The sequence below is a fragment of the Tsuneonella sp. HG249 genome, from assembly GCF_053819205.1.
The window spans coordinates 926,690-945,450 of the sequence record NZ_JBSOQY010000001.1 but is presented as its reverse complement, the minus strand read 5'-3'; the positions used below and the strand labels follow the sequence as shown (position 1 = coordinate 945,450).

Here is an 18,761-nt window from a genome sequence, read left to right as displayed (position 1 = left end):
GCGCGCCCTAGCGGGGGGGCGGCGCGCCTTCAACCCGGCTATCGTCGAGCGGCTGCCCGACCGGCACGCCATCCACGGTGATGTACCGCCTGGGGAGCGTGCGGACCTCGATCTTGCTGTCCGGCAGCAGGACCACGTTGCGCGGAGCGGGAGCGACCTCGGCGTAGGACTTGTCGGTCGGAAGAGTCACGTCGATGTAGCTGTTGCTCTGGATCAACGCCACACGCCGCCGCCCGTCCGGATAGCGCGCGAGTTCGAGCGCGACGCATCGGTCCGTACAAGGCCAGGGATTGGCCCGGAGATACGCTTTGACCATACGTTGCAGGGCGGGATCCTCGGGCTGCACGCGGAGATCCACGTCATCGGGCACCGGATAACCACGCCAGACCCTGGCCGTTTCCTCGCCCGCTTCCTTCGCCAGCTTGGCGACGGTCGCGTTGCCGCTCTTCTCCAGTCGGGCGAGCGCACGGCGACCCGCGCCGCCGAAATCCCACCGCAAAGCCGAATAGTCGAACTCGTCCGCGCTCACGGCGCCGCGGTCGAGCCTGGCGAGCTGATTTCGCGCGCTAATCGCGCCGAAGTCGAAGATCGGCAGCGCCAGCAAGAGAGCGATCAGGCTGATTGTTACCGCAAGGTGGAGATTGGCCCGGCGCATGTTCTCGCGCCAGGCTTGCCCGCGCCAGCCGCGTGCCACCGCCACCAACCACGCAACGCCGTAGGCACAGGCGACAGCGATTGCGATCAACCCCCATACCCGCTCGGGACTGAGGCCGTGCTGCGCGATACGCGTACCGAGCGAAACCGCCGCGAATACCGTAAGCGGCAGGACCGCGACCGTCAGAGCAAGAGCGGCAATACGGAGCAGGCGGTTGCCGCTAGTTTCCTCGTCGCTGTCGCGCACGATCGCGTTGGCAAGTAGCCAGGCTCCGCCTGCACAGAGCAGCAGCACCGGTGTCGCACTGCGGGTCGCTTCCCACAGGACTTGCGGACCGGACACGATCATCGCGATTAGGAACACAGCAAGGCCGGCCGCAAGCGGTACTGCGAGGATGGACATGACGACCATGACCACCCGCTGAAGCGTGCCGAGAATCTTCGATTCGTTGCGAAGCACGCCGAGAGCCGCTCCGAAAGCCACACCCGACCATGCCCAGCCGAACCATCCCTCGCCCATGAGGTCGCGCAGGAAATCTATCTTGAGCAGGCGAAACAGCTCGCTGAGCACGAGCAGCAGAAGCCACGAGGCGCCGGTGAAGGCGAGCGCTCCAGCCGCGCCGATGGCGTCGCTCCAGGCGTGGCCGTGGATCAGCGGGTACGGCGTTGCAAAGCGGGTCCGGTGGAAGCCCGACTGGAAAAGGGGCAAAGCGATCGCGGTGGCGACCAACCCGGCAATGAAACCGTACTCGGGAGAGGCATAGCTTTCCGCGCCCGACACGGCGCGCCATGCGAGCCCCGCCATGACCAGGCCCACGATCGCCCCAAATGCCAGCGGCTCCTTCCACGCGCCGCGATCGAGAGTGAACGCCAATGCGACCGGCCCGAAGAAGAACAGCGCAGTCAGCGCCGCGCGCCAGCCGTCCCTGGTGTCCGGTCCATCGCCGCCGCTGGCGAAGTGGACGAGCAGCCCTGCAACACCGAGCAGCGCGGCAAGCACCCACGGGCGCATCGGCCACTCGTGTTGATCGATCGTTTGCTCGGTCATGCGTGCTCCTCGATTTCAAGGAGTTGCACTAGTCTATTCGCCCAGGCAATGCATGAGCGGCCGGTGAGCAATCGGTGAAAAGCCTACTGCCGCGCGTCGGGCCCAGCCTGTGGGCCGGGCTGCGGCGCGCCGGGGTTCTGCCCAGGTTGACCCGGCTGGCCCTGCTGCTGTTGCATCATCTGTTGCAGCATCTGGAAGCGCTGCTGGGCTTCCTGCTCGGTCATGAAGTCGATCAGCTCGACGTCAAACACGAGATCGGCATTGGGCGGAATCGGCGCGCCCTGCGGGGGCGTGGCGCCGTATGCCTTGTCGGCGGGGATGTTGAGGCGGTACTTGCCGCCCTTCTGCATCTGCTGAAGCCCTTCGGCAAAACCAGGGACGACGCCGGATACCTGCATCGGCATTCCATCGGGGATCAGGCCGTTGGTGGGAAACGGGAGGTCCTTCGAGCGGTCGAACTCGGTGCCGTCCTCCAACTTGCCGACATACTTCACGAACACGACGTCGGAAGCCTTGGGGCTCGGTCCTGTCCCAGCGGTCAGCGTCTCGACCTCGACGCCTGCCGGCATGCTCGCCCAGGCAAGACCGCCAGCGGCGAGCACCCCGGCGGCGAGACCGATCCACAGCTTGGCGAGCGATCCCTTGGCGATCGGCTGAAGGGGAACGCGGGTGATCTCGGTCATGCTGGTTCCTGTGAAAAGGAAAGGGCGCGGATTGCTCCGCGCCCCGATGCCTTAGTGCCTGCCGAGGCGCAAGCGCGGCTTACTTAGAGCCGTCGCGCTCCGCCCGCTTGCGTTCCATCTTCCGCGCGCGGCGCACCGCGGCGGCCTTCTCGCGGGCGCGCACTTCGCTCGGCTTCTCGTAGTGACGGCGCAGCTTCATTTCGCGATAGACGCCTTCGCGCTGCAGCTTCTTCTTGAGCGCGCGCAGAGCCTGGTCGACGTTGTTATCGCGAACGATGATTTGCATGTAGCCTTCACACCTCATTGCAAGAAGCACAAAGCCCGCGTCCTCGGCGGGGATGCACCCTTGATACATAACGAAAAAACGGCGAGTCATCCATGCCGGATGTCCCGCAAGCCGGGCGCCCTTAACCCCGTTGGCATGATTCTGCAAGCGCGAGGCCGTGCTTTGCATGTAACACCGCCGCCGCTAAGGCGCGCTTCGATGAGCACCCCTTCCGCAATGTCCGCCAGCCTGATCGTCTTCGCCGGCGGCGGCATTGGCGCCGTGCTGCGCCACCAGGTAGGGCGGGCGATGACCGGATGGCTGGGTCCGGTGGTCGTGAGCGCGTTCCCCTGGGCGACGTTGGCGGTCAATGTCTCCGGCAGCCTGGCGATGGGCCTTCTGGCCGGATGGCTGGCCAAATCCGGCGCTGTCGGCGAACACTGGCGCTTGTTCCTCGGTGTGGGTCTGCTCGGCGGGTTCACCACCTTCTCCGCCTTCAGCCTCGAGTTGATGCTGCTTATCGAGCGGGGTCAGCCGGGGACCGCGTTCGCCTATGCCGCGGTCTCGGTGCTAGCGGCCCTCACCGGCCTCTACATCGGCCTGATCGCGATGCGACTGGCATGAGCGACGAGGTCCGCCAGTTCACGGTCGCGCCCGACGACGACGACATTCGGCTCGATCGCTGGTTTAAGCGCCATCTGCCGCAAGTGGGCTTCGCCACGGTCAGCCGCTGGGCCCGCACCGGCCAGATTCGGGTCGACGGCAAGCGCGCCAAGCCCGAAGATCGGCTCGCGGCGGGCCAGGTGCTGCGGGTTCCACCCGGAGGCGACCTTCCCAAGACCAAGACAGCCAAGCCGCGCGCCGAGCTCAGCGACGATCAGATCGCGGAAGCCGAAGCAATGGTCCTCACCAAGACCGACGCCGCGATCGTGCTCAACAAGCCGCCTGGGCTGGCCACGCAGGGCGGAACCAAAACGCATAGCCATGTTGACGGACTGCTCGATGCGTTCGGCCAGGACCCGCGTCCGCGGCTCGTGCACCGGCTCGACAAGGATACCTCGGGCGTGCTTCTCATCGCCCGCACGCCGGGCAGCGCGGCATTCTTCTCCAAGCGTTTTTCCGGCCGTAGCGCAAAGAAGGTCTACTGGGCCCTCGTCGCCGGAGTCCCCGACGTGGCGCACGGGATGATCGAGGCGCCGCTCGCCAAGCAGCCGGGCACCGGCGGCGAGAAAATGCACGTCGACGAGGAGAACGGGCAGCCCGCGAAGACGCGCTACCGCATGGTCGAGCGCGCCGGCAATGCCGCCGCCTGGGTCGAGCTGGAGCCCCTGACGGGGCGGACCCACCAGCTCCGGGCACACATGGCCGCTATCGGCCACCCTATCGTCGGCGATGGCAAGTACGGCGGGCACGACGCGTTCCTCACCGGCAGCATAAGCCGTAAAATGCATCTTCACGCGCGCCGCCTGATAATCGACCACCCGGATGGGCAGAAGCTCGACGTGACCGCGCCCCTGCCGGAGCACTTCGCGGCCAGCATGGTGCAACTGGGCTTCGACGAAAATCTCAGCGATGCATCGCCCACGCAGGGTCCGCCCCCGCCCTCGAAAGAACAGAAGAAGCAGGCGGCGCGCCAGCACGCCAAGCAGGCGCGCAAGGACCGCCCCACCCGCCGCGGCCGGGCGACCGCCAAGCCCGCGGGGAAGCCCTCCGGCCGGGGCAAGCGCTGATGCATCCCAACCCACTCTTTCGCAGCGACGACCGCGCGCTGCTGGAGGCGCTGATCGACGAGATCGGCTTCGGTATGGTGTTTCTCACCACCCCCGATGGCCCTCGCGTGGCGCATACGCCGCTGCTTTCCACGGGCGACGGCGGGGTGCAGTTCCATCTCGCACGGGGCAACGGCATCACCCGTTGGCTCGACGGGGCGACCGCGCTTGTCACCGTCAACGGCCCCGATGCCTATATCAGCCCGCGATGGTACGCCGACCGGGCAACGGTACCGACGTGGGACTACGTTTCCCTCGAACTCGAAGGCCGAGTGCGCAAGATGGACCGCGATGGGCTCGACCCGCTGCTTTACACCCTGATCGAAAAGCACGAAGCGCGGCTCGGCGGCGATCAGTGGGCGGCGAGCGAGACCCCTCGCGAATTGTGGGACAAGCTGATCGCAGCGATCGTCGGCTTCGAACTCGAAGTCCTGGCGTGGCGGCCGACACTGAAGCTGTCACAGAAAAAGTCGGCACACGAACGCGCCTCGATCGCCGCCGGGCTCGAGGAAGCGGGATCGCCCGCGCTCGCGCAACTGATGCGCACTATCGAGGCATGAAGCTGGCGGTGTTCGATTGCGACGGCACTCTAGTCGATGGTCAGGCGGCTGTTTGCGATGCCATGGAGGCCGCCTTCGCCGAGGCCGGGCTACCCCGGCCCGAGCGCAACGCGATACGGCGCATCGTGGGCCTGAGCCTGCCCCAGGCGGTACGTCACCTGGCGCCGGCGGCGGACCCTCCACGCCAGGCCGCGGCGGTCGCGGCCTACAAGACCGCCTTTCGCGCCACGCGCGAAGAGGGTCGGCTCGAGGAGCCGCTGTTCGACGGCATCGCGGACCTTCTCGAAGGCTTGCAGGCGAGCGGCTGGACGCTCGCGGTGGCGACCGGCAAGTCCAGTCGTGGGCTCTCCGCATGCCTCGCCGGGCATGGCATCGCCGATCGCTTTGGCTCGCTGCAGACTGCGGACGATCATCCCTCCAAGCCGCATCCGGCGATGCTCGAGGCGGCGATGCTGGAAACTGGCGCCACTCCAGACCAAGCAGTGATGATTGGCGACACCAGTTTCGACATGGCAATGGCGCGCGCGGCCGGAGTGCGGGCCATCGGGGTAGCCTGGGGCTATCACGGCGCACAGGAATTGCTCGTCGCCGGAGCGCATGCGGTAGCGGCCGACGTTGCCGAACTGAGAGGTCTCATCGATGGCTAGCCGACCGCCCGAACACGTCCCGTCCGCTCCCGACGCGGCGCGGGCGCGGTTCTTCATCATCGGCGCTACCCGCATTACAGGCGTCGCGCTCATCGTTATCGGGCTGCTCATCCTCAACGGGAAAGTCGACTGGCCCGACGTGGTCGGATGGGTGTTCCTTGCCGTCGGCCTGATCGACGTGTTCGTGATGCCGCGCGTGTTGGCGCGCCGATGGCGGACCCCGCCCGAATGAGGCGCTTCTGGAAGGAAGTTTCGCTCGAGCAGGTTGACGGCGGCTGGCGGGTGCTGCTCGACGGGCGTGCGATCAAGACCCAGAACCGCGCAGAGCAAATAGTGCCGACCCGAGCGCTCGCCGAGCTGCTGGCGGGCGAGTGGTCGTCGCAAGGCGAAACGATCGACCCAGCCGCCTTCCCGATGCGCGACATGGCCGACTATGCCATCGACATGATCGCCGCCGACCGCGCCGGCGCGATCGGCAAGCTGCTGCGCTTCGCCGAAACCGACACTCTCTGCTATCGCGCCCATCCCGACGAACCGCTGCACAAGCGCCAGTGGAGCGCGTGGGAGCCGATCGTGAGCGCGTTCGAGAAGCGTGAAGGCGTGCGGCTCGAACGGGTCAGCGGCGTGCTCCACAAGCCCCAGCCCCCTGCGACGCTAGCAGCCATCCGCTTGCGGCTCGAAGCGATGGATGCCTTCGTCCTTGCCCCGCTGGAGGCCATGGCCTCGCTAAGCGCTTCACTTGTCGTCGCGCTCTCGGCACTGGACGCTGAGGCCGACATCGATGAGTTATGGGCGGCCGCCGAACTCGAAGAGACCTGGCAGATGGAACTGTGGGGCTCGGACTGGGAAGCGGAACAGCGCAGGGAACGGCGCAAGGCCGATTTCCTGCGCGCCACGGAGTTCGCGCGCGCTGCTACCGGTTAGCCGGACAAGCCCGGTAACCACGCAGAAACCTTGTCTCTCAATAGCTTGCGCGTTGCCAAGTGGGATTTGCGCCGCTAACCGCTCCGGCGGGCAAGAACGGGGTCGCACGTGCCTGGGGGGATATTCACGCCTGGAGAATGGCTCGTGCTCGTCGAGCACGAACTGCTGCTGTTCGCAGCCGTTTTCTTTCTAATCGGCGCGATCGACGAGCTCGCCGTCGACCTCATCTGGACCGCGCTCAAGCTAACGGGACGTCACCGCACAGCCTGGTTGCCGGAGCCGATCGAGCCACCCACGCAGTTGAAGGGCGAGGCAGCCGTCTTCATCGCGGCTTGGCGCGAAGCGGCGGTGATTGGCGCGACCGTGCGTCACGCCCTTTCGGTGTGGCCACATGCCAACTTGCGTCTTTACGTGGGGACATACTGCAACGACCCCCAGTCTGCCGAAGCCGCGTTTGCCGCGGCCAGCGAGGACCCCCGCTTGCGGCTCGTGGTGCACGACCGGCACGGGCCGACAACCAAAGCCGATTGCCTGAACTGCCTGTACCGCGCGCTCGAGGCGGACGAACGTCATGCCGGTGACCAAGTGCGCATGGTGGTGATCCATGACGCCGAAGACATGGTCGATCCGGCCGCGCTGTCGTTGCTCGACGCGGCCTTAGACGAGGTCGATCTCGCCCAATTGCCCGTCCTGCCCGAGCCCATGGCGAAGTCCAGATGGGTCGCGTCGCATTATTGCGAGGAATTTGCCGAAGCGCACGGCAAAGCTATGGTCGTGCGCGACTGGCTTCGCGCCGGCATCCCCACCGCGGGTGTCGGCTGCGCCATCTCGCGCGGAGCGCTCGCCGAACTGGCGGCGCGGCGCGGTGGCGGAGGGCCATTCGACGCTGACAGTCTGACCGAAGACTACGAACTGGGCATCGGTCTGGCAATGCTGGGCAAGCGGACGCGGTTCCTCCGCGCGCGGCATCGCGACGGGCGCCTGGTGGCCACCCGCGCATGCTTTCCTGCCCGGCTCGACTGGGCAGTCCGCCAGAAGACTCGCTGGGTGCATGGCATCGCCCTGCAATCTTGGGACAGGCTCGGCTGGGGTTCGCGCCCCGCGGACTTATGGATGCGCCTGCGCGACCGTCGAGGTCCCCTGACGGCGCTGGTGCTGGCAGTGGGATACCTGTTGCTGGTGCTCGTGTCGCTCGGTTGGCTCGGGCATGTGACCGGGGTCCTGCCGAGCGCGCCAGTCGACGCGACGGTCGCAGTGCTGTTGGCGGTGAACCTTGCCGGCTTCGCCTGGCGGGCAGTGTGGCGCTTTGCTTTCACGGCGCGTGAGTATGGCTGGCGCGAAGGCCTGCGTGCGGTGCTGCGCATACCGGTTGCCAACGTTATCGCGATCATGGCGGGCCGACGGGCTGTGCGCGACTATCTGGCGACTTTGCTCGGCCGAGCCCCGCAATGGGACAAGACCCGCCACACGGTACACCCTGCCCTCGACAGCGGCGGCGCCCGGTGACCGGACCTGGCGAGCAAGTCCGCCGCCGCGGCGAGCCGCTGCTTGCTCTCGCCGCGATCGCCTTGTGCTGGATCACCATCCGCGCGTTCGCCTGGCAATCGCCCTGGCCGCCCGCTCTAACTAATCCTTTACCGCGGTCGAACGCCGCTCCAGCCGTCACCGAGCGCGGCCCGCGCTTGGTCTCCGAGACCACACCTTCCGGGCCGGTTGGCGATTTGACCTCGCCGGCGTCCAAGATCGGTCCTCTCGCTCCCGGGCGCGATGGTCTTCGAATGGCCGCGCAGAGCTATGCTTCGACATCGCCTCCCGCGCCTTCGAGCGAACTGCTCTCGCAGGCCAATTCGAGCGCGCAGATCGGGGGACCAGCGTCGAGCCTCGCCGCCCAGTCCTCGAGTACGCAGCGATTGCCTGCAATGAAGCGATGGCGTGTCGACGGTTGGTCTGCCTGGCGGCAAGGCACCGGGTTGCCGCTCGCCGCACCGGGCCAGCCGCTCACGGCGGGTTATGGCGGATCGCAAGCCGGAATTCTCGCCAGGCTAGATCTGGGATCATCGGCGATACGTCCGCAGGCTTACTTGCGCGCCGTGTGGGCACCGGAGCGACCACGTCAGGCCGATTTTGCCCTCGGGGTTGGGGTCAGGCCATTGGAGCGGCTCCCCGTGCGCTTGCAGGCAGAGGGCCGCGTCACTCAGTCGGCGGGGGTCACGGCAGTGCGTCCCTCGGTTCTGGCGGTAACGGAATTGCCCGTGTTCGACTTGCCGTTAGGTCTGCAAGCTGAGGGATACGGTCAGGCCGGATGGATCGGCGGCCGTTATTCCACCGGCTTCGCCGACGGCCAGGTCCGTGTTGACCGGGCTGTCATTGCGGATGGTACCGCGGAAATCCGTCTCGGCGTCGGGGCATGGGGGGGTGCGCAGAAATTCGCCGAGCGAGTCGACATCGGGCCGACGGTCACGCTCGACTTGCGAGAAGGCGCGTTTCCCGCCCGCCTCTCAGTCGACTACCGCTATCAGGTCGCCGGAGATGCACGTCCCGGGAGCGGGGTGGCGGTCACGCTTTCGACGGGTTTCTAGGTCCCCGCGCCTTCCCACCCCGTCGCCCTTTGCCTAGAACCGGCTGCATGGACGTCTACCTCCCGATCGCCAACCTGTCGGTCAACGGGCTGGTGATCGTCGCCCTGGGGGCGCTCACCGGCATTCTGTCCGGTCTTTTCGGAGTCGGCGGGGGCTTTCTGACGACGCCTTTGCTGATCTTCTACGGCATTCCGCCCACAGTCGCCGCGGCGTCGGCCTCCACCCAGGTAACTGGAGCGAGCGTCTCCGGCGTGCTCGCACACAATCGCCGCAATGGCGTCGATTATCGAATGGGTGCGGTTACCGTCGTCGGCGGGGCGATTGGCAGCGGCGTGGGCGCCCTGTTGTTCCGTTTTTTCCAGGCGTTGGGCCAGATAGATACCGTTATTTCGATCCTCTACGTGGTCATGCTCGGGACGATCGGTACGCTGATGGCGCGCGAAGCGTGGCTGACGATCCGGGCCGGCAAAGCGGGGGAGCGTCAGAGAGCAGCAAAGCGCCGCCATCACCCCCTGGTCGCCGCGCTCCCGGGGCGGTGGAGGTTTTATCGGTCCGGTCTCTATATCTCCCCGCTCGCGCCCCTCATCCTCGGCGCCGGGGTCGGCGCGCTGACGATGCTCATGGGCGTGGGCGGAGGATTCATACTCGTGCCGGCGATGCTCTACATCCTGGGCATGAGTGCGGGGGTGGTGGTCGGCACTAGCCTGTTCAACATCCTGTTCGTGACGATGGTCACCACCATGATGCACGCGTTGACCACAAAGGCGGTCGACATCGTTCTCGCCGGCCTGCTCCTGCTGGGATCGGTGATGGGTGCTCAGTACGGCACTCAGCTCGCTCAGAAAGCCAAGCCCGAAGTCCTGCGCCTGGTGCTGGCCACGGTCGTCCTCCTGGTGGCGCTGCGGATGCTGTTCGGCCTCGGGGTCCGCCCCGACGAGATCTACACGGTGAGCCCGCTATGAGGCGGTTGCTCATGCTGACGGTCTTGCTGGCGTTCCTGCCTCTCCAGCCAGCAGGGGCTCAACGCGATCCCATACTGGTGCCCGAGGTGAGCCAGCACGAGGTGCGGGTCCGACAGGGCTTCGTCGGCACCGAGTTGCTGCTTTTCGGAGTGATCCTCGACCCGGCAGGCACCCGGTCTGCGCGCGGTTACGATGTCGTGGTGGTGCTGAAGGGGCCATCGCAGGCGATCCGCCTTCGGGAAAAGGAGAAAGTCGGCGGCATGTGGGTCAACGTCGCCAGCACGGACTTCCGCTCGGCGCCGTCCTACTTCGCGGTCGCGGCCTCGCGCCCCATCGCCGATATTGTCGACGAGAAGACCGCGGCGATCTACGAGTTCGGAACGGACTTCATCCAGCTTTCCCCCACCGGCGAGATCGACCCTGTCGAACAGGGGCGGTTCTCGAACGGGCTGGTCGACCTCAAACGAAGGCAAGGCCTTTATCAGGAGGACATGCGCGGCGTGCAGATCCGCGAGGGGGTGCTCTACCAGGCGCGCATGGTGCTGCCGTCGAACGTGCAGACAGGAACCTATACCGCCGAGACGTTTGCGGTGACCGACGGGCGGGTGGTGTCCTCCGCCGTCGCCGAGGTAGAGGTGCGCAAGGTCGGTTTCGAGCGCTTCGTCGAAGTGTTCGCCCAGTCGCAGTCGCTCTTCTACGGGTTGCTTGCGGTCGCGTTGTCGGTCGGCATGGGGTGGATCGCCGGGCGCCTGTTCGCTCTCATTTGAGCGCAAGCCGCGCATTATCGTTGACCCGATCTTAACCGCGTCCAGCGCAGGGTGCGCGCGGGATCGACTAGGGAGACAGCGCGACGATGAGCGATATGGACAGGCAGGGTTTCGATTCTGCGCAGGCTATCCCGGCAGGCGAGGCTATCGTCGCGCCGGCCGACAATGCGCTGCAGCCCATCGGGGTCGTGCTCGAAATTGCCGGCTCGGGCTCGCAGATCGCGCTCGACCTGCAACGCCTCAACGAATGCATGGCCGACGACGATCCCTCGGTCGCGCTCGCCGGGCAGGTCGGCAGTCAGGTGAAGATCCGCGTCGGCAACCAGTGGCTGCTCGCCAGCGTGCGCAACCAGAAGCAGGACCGCCGCAACGGCAGCGGGGTCATCGCCAACATCGACTTCCTCGGCGAGGGCGACGAGGAAAAGCTTACTGGACGGATCAGCGGCTTCCGCCGCGGCGTCACGCGCTATCCTGTGCCCGGTGCCTTGATCTACCCCGCCACGACCGCCGACTTGCGCCAGATCTACGCCAGCGACGGGCGCAGCAACATCCAGATTGGTACCGTGTATCCCACCAAGGACATCCGCGCCGGCCTCTACATCGATGCGATGCTCGGCAAGCACTTCGCCCTGCTTGGCTCGACCGGTACCGGCAAGTCGACCAGCGCGGCGTTGATCCTCCACCGGATCTGCGATGCCGCGCCTGACGGCCACATCGTGATGATCGACCCCCACGGCGAATATTCGGCTGCGTTCCGCAATACCGGGCTCATCCTCGACGTCGGCAACCTGCAGATGCCGTACTGGCTGATGAACTTCGAGGAACACTGCGAGGTGTTGCTGACCGCCAACGGAGACGACCGGCAGATCGATGCCGACATTCTCGCCAAATGTCTGCTCAAGGCGCGCGGCAAGAACCGGCTCGCCGAGATGCAAGGCAAGATCACGGTCGATTCGCCGATCCCCTATCTCCTTTCCGACCTCTCCAACGAGATCCAGAACGAGATGGGCAAGCTCGACAAGGCGACCAACTCGGCGCCTTACCAGCGGCTCAAGACCAAGCTCGACGAGCTTAAGGCCGACCCCCGCTACCAATTCATGTTCTCGGGCATGCTGGTCGGCGACACGATGGCGGACTTCCTGAGCAAGATCTTCCGCATGCCGAGCGCCGGCAAGCCGATCGCGATCGTCGACGTTTCGGGCGTGCCCAGCGACATCACATCGACGGTGGTCGCGGTGCTCGCGCGGCTGGTGTTCGATTTCGCCATCTGGGGCCGCGAGGAACGCACCCGTCCCATTCTGCTGGTCTGCGAGGAGGCGCACCGGTACGTGCCGAACGAGAAGAACGCCGACGGTTCCTCGGTCGGCAAGATCCTCAGCCGCATCGCCAAGGAAGGCCGCAAGTACGGCATCAGCCTGGGCCTCATCACCCAGCGCCCGTCGGACCTCGCCGAAGGGGTGCTGTCGCAGTGCGGCACGATCATCTCGATGCGCCTCAACAACGACCGCGACCAGGCGTTCGTGAAGGCCGCCATGCCCGAAGGCGCGCGCGGCTTCCTCGACTCCATCCCCGCGCTGCGCAACCGCGAGTGCATCATCTGCGGCGAGGGTGTCGCCATTCCCATTCGCGTCAGTTTCGACGCGCTCGAGGAACAGAAGCGGCCGGCCTCGGAAGACCCGAGCTTCGTCGACCTCTGGCGCCAGTCGGGCGGCGAGGAGGAGCGGGTCCACCGCATTGTCCAGCGCTGGCGGTCCCAGGGCAAGTAGGGGCGCCGTCAGGTCCCCCGCGTATCGCCGTATAGGTGGATGTGGAGGCGATCCGACAGCCGGAAGCCGTGCTCGACGCATAGCGGCGCGAGCCATTGCTCGCGCATCCGCAGAATGGCACTGTCGGTGCCCTCGGGCATCAGGTAGATCCGGCCCGGCGCGATGCCGAAGCCGGCCTGCAGTGCCAGGATCTGGGTCACGTCGCCCGGGGCGGCGATCACGAACTTGAAGAAGGCCCGCGGCTCGGCCGCCCACTGGCGCAGGCGCTCGGGCGGCAGTGCGAGGCTCGCCGGGTTGCCGCTGTGTGCCAGCTTCGGGCTGACGGTGTACTGCTCGACATAGGCGTCGAACCGGGCGCTCGGCTCCACCGTGCCGTTCGTTTCAACCTCGATCGTGTGCTCGGGCAGCAGAGCGGCCAGTTCGGCCAGCGGGCCTGCCTGGAGCAGCGGCTCGCCGCCGGTGACCACCAGCCGTCGCGGCGGCAAGCGGTCGATCGTGCGCGCCGCTTCAAGCGCCGAGAGCGAAACCTGGTTGGCCAGGCGATCAAAGGCCACGCCGTCGCGATGCGGGCGGTTGTCGCCCTCGAAGCGCCAGGTGTAGGCCGTGTCGCACCACACGCACGCGAGGTTGCAGCGGCTCAGGCGGATGAACGCGCACGGCTGGCCCGCCGAGGGACCCTCCCCCTGCAACGAGGCGAAGATCTCCGGTCCGCCCGAGTCGTCGGTGGCGAGGATCAGCGGCACGGCTTGTAGGACTTGGCACACATGGCACACTGTTCTGGCGAAGGAATCAGGCCCAGCCGTAGTACGGGTTCAATCGTCTGACAGGCCGGGGCGAAAGCGCGCATTCGCCCGCCTTTGCATAATCCGCCGCTGTAGGAAAACGCGGAGCAGTCAGCAGTAGACCGTTACCTCGATCCGCATCCCGTCGGGATCGCGAAAGAAGGTCGCCAGCTCGCTACCGATCCGCTGCTTTTCCGGTACTTCGAAGCCGGCCGCCGACATCCTATCGCGCACCCGGTCGAGATCGGCTTCGTCGACAGCAGTAAAGCCGAGGTGGTTGAGGCCGGGCCCGTACCTCTCGTAATCGCGGGTGCCCGGCTTCGCCTGTTTGAGATCAACAAAGACGCCGTCGGAATTGCCCCAGACGTGATCGCGGCTCTTGGTGAAGCCGAGCAGGCCAAGTAAATTATCGTACCACGGCAAGCTCGCCTCGAGCGAACGCACCAATATCACCAGGTGATCGAGCTTCATGCGGTCAGCCCAGTCGTTCCAGCGCCGCCTTGAGCCGCTCGGCTTCGGCCGCGTGGTGCGCGTGGTCGGCGCGGGCCTTCTCCACCGCCTCGGTCTTGGCTCGCTCTACGAATGAAGCGTTGCCGAGCCGTCCGGCAAGCGCGGAGGCTTCCTTTTCGGAAGTGGCGAGCGCCTTGGTCAGGCGGGCCTTTTCAGCCTCGATGTCGATCAGCCCTTCCAGGGGGATGACCAGCGCATCGCTACCAGCGCCAATCTGCATCGCAGCGCCCTCAGGAGCGGGGGCGACATGCACGGCGCTGAGCCGCGCCACGCGTTCGATCGCCGCCGCGCTACCCGAGAGCATCTTGCTAGCCGTATCCGATGGGGTGGCGAGCCACGCTTCGAGCTTGGCACCCGGCGGCAAACCGAGCTCGTTCTTGGCCGTGCGCAGCGAGCGGGTGAGATCGATCAGCCACTCGACCTCGGCCTTCGCCGCTGCATCGGCCTCGGCGCGCGGGTCGGGCCACTTGGCGACGATCAGCTCATAGGGCCGCTCGCCCTGCGCGTGCCACAGCTCTTCGGTGATGAACGGCATGAAGGGATGGAGCATGACCAGGATCTGGTCGAGCGCCCAGCCGGCAACCGCGCGGGTTTCGTCGTCGATCTGGCCCTTGATGAGCTCGAGATACCAGTCGCAGAACGTGTCCCACGCGAAGCGGTAGATCGCGCCCGCGGCGGCGTCGAAGCGCAGTTCGGCCATCGCCTTGTCGAGCGCGGCCTGGGTCGCGACGACCTCGCCGATGATCCAGCGATTGACCGCCTGCGTCGCGCTCGGCGCGGCGATCTGCTGCGATGCGCCGATCCCGTTGGCCTGACAGAAACGGGTCGCGTTCCACAGCTTAGTGGCGAAGTTGCGGTATCCCTCGACCCGGCTCTCGTCCATTTTGACGTCGCGGCCCTGGCTTTCCATGGCACACATGAAGAAGCGCAGCGCATCGGCGCCGAACTTGTCGATCAGCAACAGCGGATCGACCACATTGCCCTTCGACTTGGACATCTTCTGACCGTCGGCGGCGCGCACCAGCCCGTGGAGATAGAGCCGCTTCCACGGAGCTTCATGCATCAGATGCATCCCCTGCATCGCCATCCGCGCGTCCCAGAAGAACAAAATGTCGAAGCCGGAAATCAGCAGATCGTTAGGGTAGTGGCGCTGGAGCAGGTCGGTCTGCTCGGGCCAGCCGAGCGTGGCGAAGGGCCACAGAGCGGAGGAGAACCACGTGTCGAGCACGTCGTCGTCTTGCGCAAGCACAGCACCGGGCCCGGCAAGCGCGTAGGCCTTCGCCTCGGTCTCGGCGACGTAGATCTTCCCATTCTCGTCGTACCATGCCGGGATACGGTGTCCCCACCACAGTTGGCGGCTGACGCACCACGGCTGGATGTTCTCCATCCAGTTGAAGAAGGTTTTCTCCCAAGTCTTGGGGACGATCTCGATCCGCCCGTCACGGACGGCCGCTATTGGCTCTTTGGCGAGTGTGGCGGCGTCGACATACCACTGGTCGGTGAGCATCGGCTCGATCACCACGCCGCCTCGGTCTCCGAACGGCTGCATGATCGCCTTGTCCTCGACTGCGATCATCAGGCCTTCTGCATCGATGTCCGCCACCACCCGCTCGCGCGCGACGTAGCGGTCGAGGCCGCGGTATTCGTCGGGGACGAGGTTGAGTGCGTCGACCTCCTTGGCGTCGAATGAAGCGCCCGTGGCAATCTCGCGGGCGCGGGCCGAGGCTTCGGCATAGGGGACGCCGTCGGCCCGCATCGCGGCGACTTCGTCCATCAGCCGGTACATCGGGATGCCGTTCCGCTGGGCGACGCCGTAGTCGTTCTCGTCATGCGCGCCGGTGATCTTGACCGCGCCCGACCCGAAATCGGGATCGGGATAATCGTCGGTGATGATCGGGATGAAACGGCGATGTTCCTTGGGCCCAACCGGGATCTCGCACAGCTTGCCCACAATCGGGGCGTAGCGGGTATCGCTCGGGTGCACCGCGACCGCGCCGTCGCCGAGCATCGTCTCTGGCCGGGTGGTAGCGATCGAGATGTAGTCGCGGGTCTCTTCAAGAACGACGTTCCCGTCGGCATCGCGCTCGACGTAAGTGTAGGTTTCCCCGTCCGCGAGCGGGTACTTGAAGTGCCACATGTGGCCCTGCACCTCGCGGCTCTCGACCTCGAGGTCGGAGATCGCGGTCTTGAGCGCCGGGTCCCAGTTCACGAGCCGCTTGTCGCGGTAGATCAGCCCCTGGTTGTAGAGGTCGACGAATACCTTCACTACGGCCCCGGTGAAATGCGGGTCCATGGTGAACTGCTCGCGGCTCCAGTCCATCGAGCAGCCCAGCCGGCGGAGCTGGCGGGTGATGGAGCCACCGGACTGTTCCTTCCATTCCCAGACGTGCTCGACGAAGGCCTCACGAGACATATCGGTGCGCTTGACGCCCTGGCTGGCGAGGTTGCGCTCGACCACCATCTGAGTGGCGATCCCGGCGTGGTCCATGCCAACCACCCACATCGCGTCCTTGCCGCGCATCCGCTCATAGCGGATCACGACGTCCTGCAGCGTGTTGTCGAGCGCGTGGCCGATGTGGAGGCTGCCCGTCACGTTCGGCGGAGGATTGACGATCGTGTACGGCGGCGCCTCGGGCCGATCCGGCCGGAAGCAGCCGTTCGCCTCCCAATGCGGGTACCATCGCGCCTCGATCTCGGCGGGGTCGAAAGTCTTGGGCAATTCGCTCGTCATAAGGCCGAGGCCCATGCCAGCGCCTGTTCGCAGGTGCAATGTAGATGACGCATCGGCTTGTAGGCTCACGCGTTTCGCCCCATAGCTTCCCGCGCATGAGCGACGGGGCAGACTTCGCGATCGAGGACGGGCAGGGCGGCCGGCGGCTGGTGCTGACGGGCAACTACCTCGTCTCGACCATCGGCCCGATCGACCAGCGGCTGCTTTCGCTCGACGGGAATCTGGCCGAGATTGACCTCAAGGGTGTGCGCGAGATCGATACCGTGGGCGCGTGGATCGCGCTGCGGCTCTCGCGCGAGACCGGCGGCAAGATCGTCGGCGCCAACGAGCGCGCGGCCCGGCTGATAGAAGCGCTGAGCGAAACCGAGTCGGGCGGCGAAGTCCATCCCGACCGCCCGCCGCTGTTCGAGCGGGTGTTTGAAGCGACCGGCGAGCGAATGGACGGCGCAAGGCGCGGTGCCGTCGGCTCGATCGCCTTTATGGGCCAGTTCATCATGGCAGTCGGCATGATCGTCCGCCATCCGCGCCGGTTCCGCACCAAGGCGTTCGTCCGCCAGCTGGAGCTGGTGGGGGTCTCCGCCCTCGGTATCATTGGGCTGATGAGCTTTCTTATCGGCATCGTTATCGCGCAGCAGGGTTCGGTCCAATTGGCCCAGTTCGGCGCCGAGACGCTGACGGTGAACCTGGTGGGGCGCATCACCTTGCGCGAGCTTGGCGTGCTGATGACCGCGATCATGGTCGCCGGCCGCTCGGGCAGTGCGTTTGCCGCGCAGATCGGCACCATGAAGCTGACTGAAGAAGTCGACGCGATGCGCACGATCGGCATCTCGCCGATGGAGGCGCTGGTGGTCCCGCGCGTGCTTGCGGTGACCTTCATGATGATCGTGCTGGGTTTCTATGCCTCCGTGGTGGCCATCATCGGGGGCGCGGTGGTCGGCGAGCTGTCCCTCGGCATACCGTTCGGAAGCTTCCTCACCCGGATCAAGGAAGTGGTGCCGATCTACGACTTGTGGGTAGGGCTCGTGAAGGCGCCGGTGTTCGGCCTGATCGTGGGCATGACCGGCTGCTATCAGGGCATGAAGGTCCAGGGCAATTCCGAGGAAGTCGGCCTCAAGACCACCAACGCGGTGGTGTTCGCGATCTTCACCGTGATCGTGCTCGATGCGTTCTTCGCGGTGTTCTTCACCAACGTGGGCTGGGCATGACCGACGACGAGGTCGACGAAGGCCAGCCGGTCGCAGGCGTGGCGGATGGCGAAGCCGAGTTCGGCGATCCCGACGTCAACCGCCGGTTCGAGCGCTTCAAGGGCGAGCACCCGATCGTTGTCGATGGCCTCAAGAACAGCTTCGGCGAGGCAGTGATTCACGAAGGGTTGTCGTTGAAGGTCAACCGCGGCGAGATCATCGGCGTGGTCGGCGGCTCGGGCACCGGCAAGTCGGTCCTGATGCGCTCGATCATCGGGCTGCAGACCCCGGACGAGGGCCACATAGAGGTGTTCGGGCGCTCGATCACCGACGGCGACCCGGAAGAAGTGGTCGGCGTGCGCAATCGTTGGGGCGTGCTGTTCCAGGGCGGCGCGCTGTTCTCGACGCTGACAGTGGGCGAGAACGTCGAAGTGCCGCTGAAGCAGTTCTATCCCGACATCGCGCCCGAGCTGATGCACGAGATCGCGCGCTACAAGGTGATGCTGACGGGGTTGCCCGCCGATGCTGTCGCCAAGTACCCAAGCGAGCTGTCGGGCGGAATGAAGAAGCGCGCCGGCCTCGCCCGCGCATTGGCGCTCGACCCGGAGCTGCTGTTCCTCGACGAGCCCACCGCGGGGCTCGACCCGATCGGCGCCGCGGCGTTCGACGAGCTGACCAAGGCGCTGCAGGAGACGCTCGGTCTCACGGTATTCCTGATCACCCACGACCTCGATACGCTGTACGAGATTTGCGACCGGGTGGCGGTGCTGGCCGACAGGAAGGTGGTGGCGGTGGGGACGATCCCCGAACTGCTCGAGACCGGTCACCCGTGGATCGAGGAATACTTCAACGGGCCGCGCGGCCGCGCCGCCAGGGCGAGCCAGGACCGCGCCAAATCGTTGGACAGCGCCCCAGCGGGCAAGGCATAGG

General features: G+C 66.1%; 19 protein-coding genes. 13 read left to right on the top strand and 6 right to left on the bottom strand.

Going from position 1 to position 18,761, the window contains the following annotated elements; translation table 11 throughout:
• Window positions 1–7 precede the first annotated feature (7 nt).
• The 3 genes from ACWPM1_RS04650 to rpsU all read right to left on the bottom strand — a co-directional run bounded on the left by ACWPM1_RS04650 (window position 8) and on the right by rpsU (window position 2,671).
• Window positions 8–1,702, bottom strand: a complete 1,695-nt coding sequence (locus tag ACWPM1_RS04650) for a DUF4153 domain-containing protein (protein WP_455693671.1) — start codon at window positions 1,700–1,702, stop codon at window positions 8–10.
• 83 nt (window positions 1,703–1,785) lie between these two features.
• Entirely contained in the window at window positions 1,786–2,385 is a 600-nt protein-coding gene (locus tag ACWPM1_RS04645) for an FKBP-type peptidyl-prolyl cis-trans isomerase (protein ID WP_455693670.1), read from the bottom strand.
• Between the two features lie 79 nt (window positions 2,386–2,464).
• Window positions 2,465–2,671, bottom strand: a complete 207-nt coding sequence (gene rpsU, locus ACWPM1_RS04640; protein ID WP_455693669.1) for a 30S ribosomal protein S21 — start codon at window positions 2,669–2,671, stop codon at window positions 2,465–2,467.
• Window positions 2,672–2,869: 198 nt separating this feature from the next.
• Between rpsU and crcB the strand changes: the two genes are divergently transcribed.
• The 11 genes from crcB (at window position 2,870) to ACWPM1_RS04585 (ending at window position 12,624) form a co-directional block, all read left to right on the top strand.
• Window positions 2,870–3,274, top strand: coding sequence for a fluoride efflux transporter CrcB (gene crcB, locus ACWPM1_RS04635; RefSeq protein ID WP_455693668.1), 405 nt, complete (start codon window positions 2,870–2,872; stop codon window positions 3,272–3,274).
• Window positions 3,271–4,380 (top strand): RluA family pseudouridine synthase, encoded by a 1,110-nt coding sequence (locus ACWPM1_RS04630; protein WP_455693667.1) that lies wholly within the window; start codon window positions 3,271–3,273, stop codon window positions 4,378–4,380. Before crcB ends, ACWPM1_RS04630 begins: the two co-directional genes overlap by 4 nt.
• Window positions 4,380–4,979: an FMN-binding negative transcriptional regulator gene (locus ACWPM1_RS04625; RefSeq protein ID WP_455693666.1), complete on the top strand. Its 600-nt coding sequence runs from the start codon at window positions 4,380–4,382 to the stop codon at window positions 4,977–4,979. The genes ACWPM1_RS04630 and ACWPM1_RS04625 overlap by 1 nt, the downstream gene beginning before the upstream one ends.
• Window positions 4,976–5,626 (top strand): HAD-IA family hydrolase, encoded by a 651-nt coding sequence (locus ACWPM1_RS04620; RefSeq protein WP_455693665.1) that lies wholly within the window; start codon window positions 4,976–4,978, stop codon window positions 5,624–5,626. Before ACWPM1_RS04625 ends, ACWPM1_RS04620 begins: the two co-directional genes overlap by 4 nt.
• Window positions 5,619–5,858 carry a hypothetical protein gene (locus ACWPM1_RS04615; protein WP_455693664.1) on the top strand — a complete coding sequence of 80 codons (240 nt, stop codon included), beginning with the start codon at window positions 5,619–5,621 and terminating at the stop codon, window positions 5,856–5,858. The genes ACWPM1_RS04620 and ACWPM1_RS04615 overlap by 8 nt, the downstream gene beginning before the upstream one ends.
• Window positions 5,855–6,550, top strand: coding sequence for an ATP12 family chaperone protein (locus ACWPM1_RS04610; RefSeq protein WP_455693663.1), 696 nt, complete (start codon window positions 5,855–5,857; stop codon window positions 6,548–6,550). Before ACWPM1_RS04615 ends, ACWPM1_RS04610 begins: the two co-directional genes overlap by 4 nt.
• A 108-nt stretch (window positions 6,551–6,658) precedes the next feature.
• Window positions 6,659–8,056 carry a glycosyl transferase family protein gene (locus ACWPM1_RS04605; RefSeq protein WP_455693662.1) on the top strand — a complete coding sequence of 466 codons (1,398 nt, stop codon included), beginning with the start codon at window positions 6,659–6,661 and terminating at the stop codon, window positions 8,054–8,056.
• A complete protein-coding gene (locus ACWPM1_RS04600) occupies window positions 8,053–9,129 on the top strand; it encodes a hypothetical protein (RefSeq protein ID WP_455693661.1) in 1,077 nt (358 codons plus the stop codon). The genes ACWPM1_RS04605 and ACWPM1_RS04600 overlap by 4 nt, the downstream gene beginning before the upstream one ends.
• A gap of 47 nt (window positions 9,130–9,176) precedes the next feature.
• Window positions 9,177–10,091 carry a sulfite exporter TauE/SafE family protein gene (locus ACWPM1_RS04595; protein ID WP_455693660.1) on the top strand — a complete coding sequence of 305 codons (915 nt, stop codon included), beginning with the start codon at window positions 9,177–9,179 and terminating at the stop codon, window positions 10,089–10,091.
• Window positions 10,088–10,858, top strand: a complete 771-nt coding sequence (locus tag ACWPM1_RS04590; protein WP_455693659.1) for a TIGR02186 family protein — start codon at window positions 10,088–10,090, stop codon at window positions 10,856–10,858. Before ACWPM1_RS04595 ends, ACWPM1_RS04590 begins: the two co-directional genes overlap by 4 nt.
• Before the next feature lie 86 nt (window positions 10,859–10,944).
• Entirely contained in the window at window positions 10,945–12,624 is a 1,680-nt protein-coding gene (locus ACWPM1_RS04585; protein WP_455693658.1) for an ATP-binding protein, read from the top strand.
• An 8-nt stretch (window positions 12,625–12,632) separates the two neighbouring features.
• Here ACWPM1_RS04585 and ACWPM1_RS04580 read toward each other — a convergent pair whose 3' ends face one another.
• The 3 genes from ACWPM1_RS04580 to ACWPM1_RS04570 all read right to left on the bottom strand — a co-directional run bounded on the left by ACWPM1_RS04580 (window position 12,633) and on the right by ACWPM1_RS04570 (window position 16,662).
• The gene (locus ACWPM1_RS04580; protein ID WP_455693657.1) at window positions 12,633–13,367 is read right to left on the bottom strand and encodes a 7-carboxy-7-deazaguanine synthase QueE; all 735 of its coding nucleotides are present in this window, start codon (window positions 13,365–13,367) and stop codon (window positions 12,633–12,635) included.
• Between the two features lie 150 nt (window positions 13,368–13,517).
• Entirely contained in the window at window positions 13,518–13,877 is a 360-nt protein-coding gene (locus ACWPM1_RS04575) for a VOC family protein (protein WP_455693656.1), read from the bottom strand.
• Between the two features lie 4 nt (window positions 13,878–13,881).
• Window positions 13,882–16,662 carry a valine--tRNA ligase gene (locus tag ACWPM1_RS04570; RefSeq protein WP_455693655.1) on the bottom strand — a complete coding sequence of 927 codons (2,781 nt, stop codon included), beginning with the start codon at window positions 16,660–16,662 and terminating at the stop codon, window positions 13,882–13,884.
• Window positions 16,663–16,742: 80 nt separating this feature from the next.
• Between ACWPM1_RS04570 and ACWPM1_RS04565 the strand changes: the two genes are divergently transcribed.
• Entirely contained in the window at window positions 16,743–17,852 is a 1,110-nt protein-coding gene (locus ACWPM1_RS04565) for an MlaE family lipid ABC transporter permease subunit (RefSeq protein ID WP_455693654.1), read from the top strand.
• Complete coding sequence (locus ACWPM1_RS04560) at window positions 17,849–18,760, top strand: ABC transporter ATP-binding protein (RefSeq protein ID WP_455693653.1); 912 nt, start codon at window positions 17,849–17,851, stop codon at window positions 18,758–18,760. Before ACWPM1_RS04565 ends, ACWPM1_RS04560 begins: the two co-directional genes overlap by 4 nt.
• Window position 18,761: the final 1 nt, after the last annotated feature.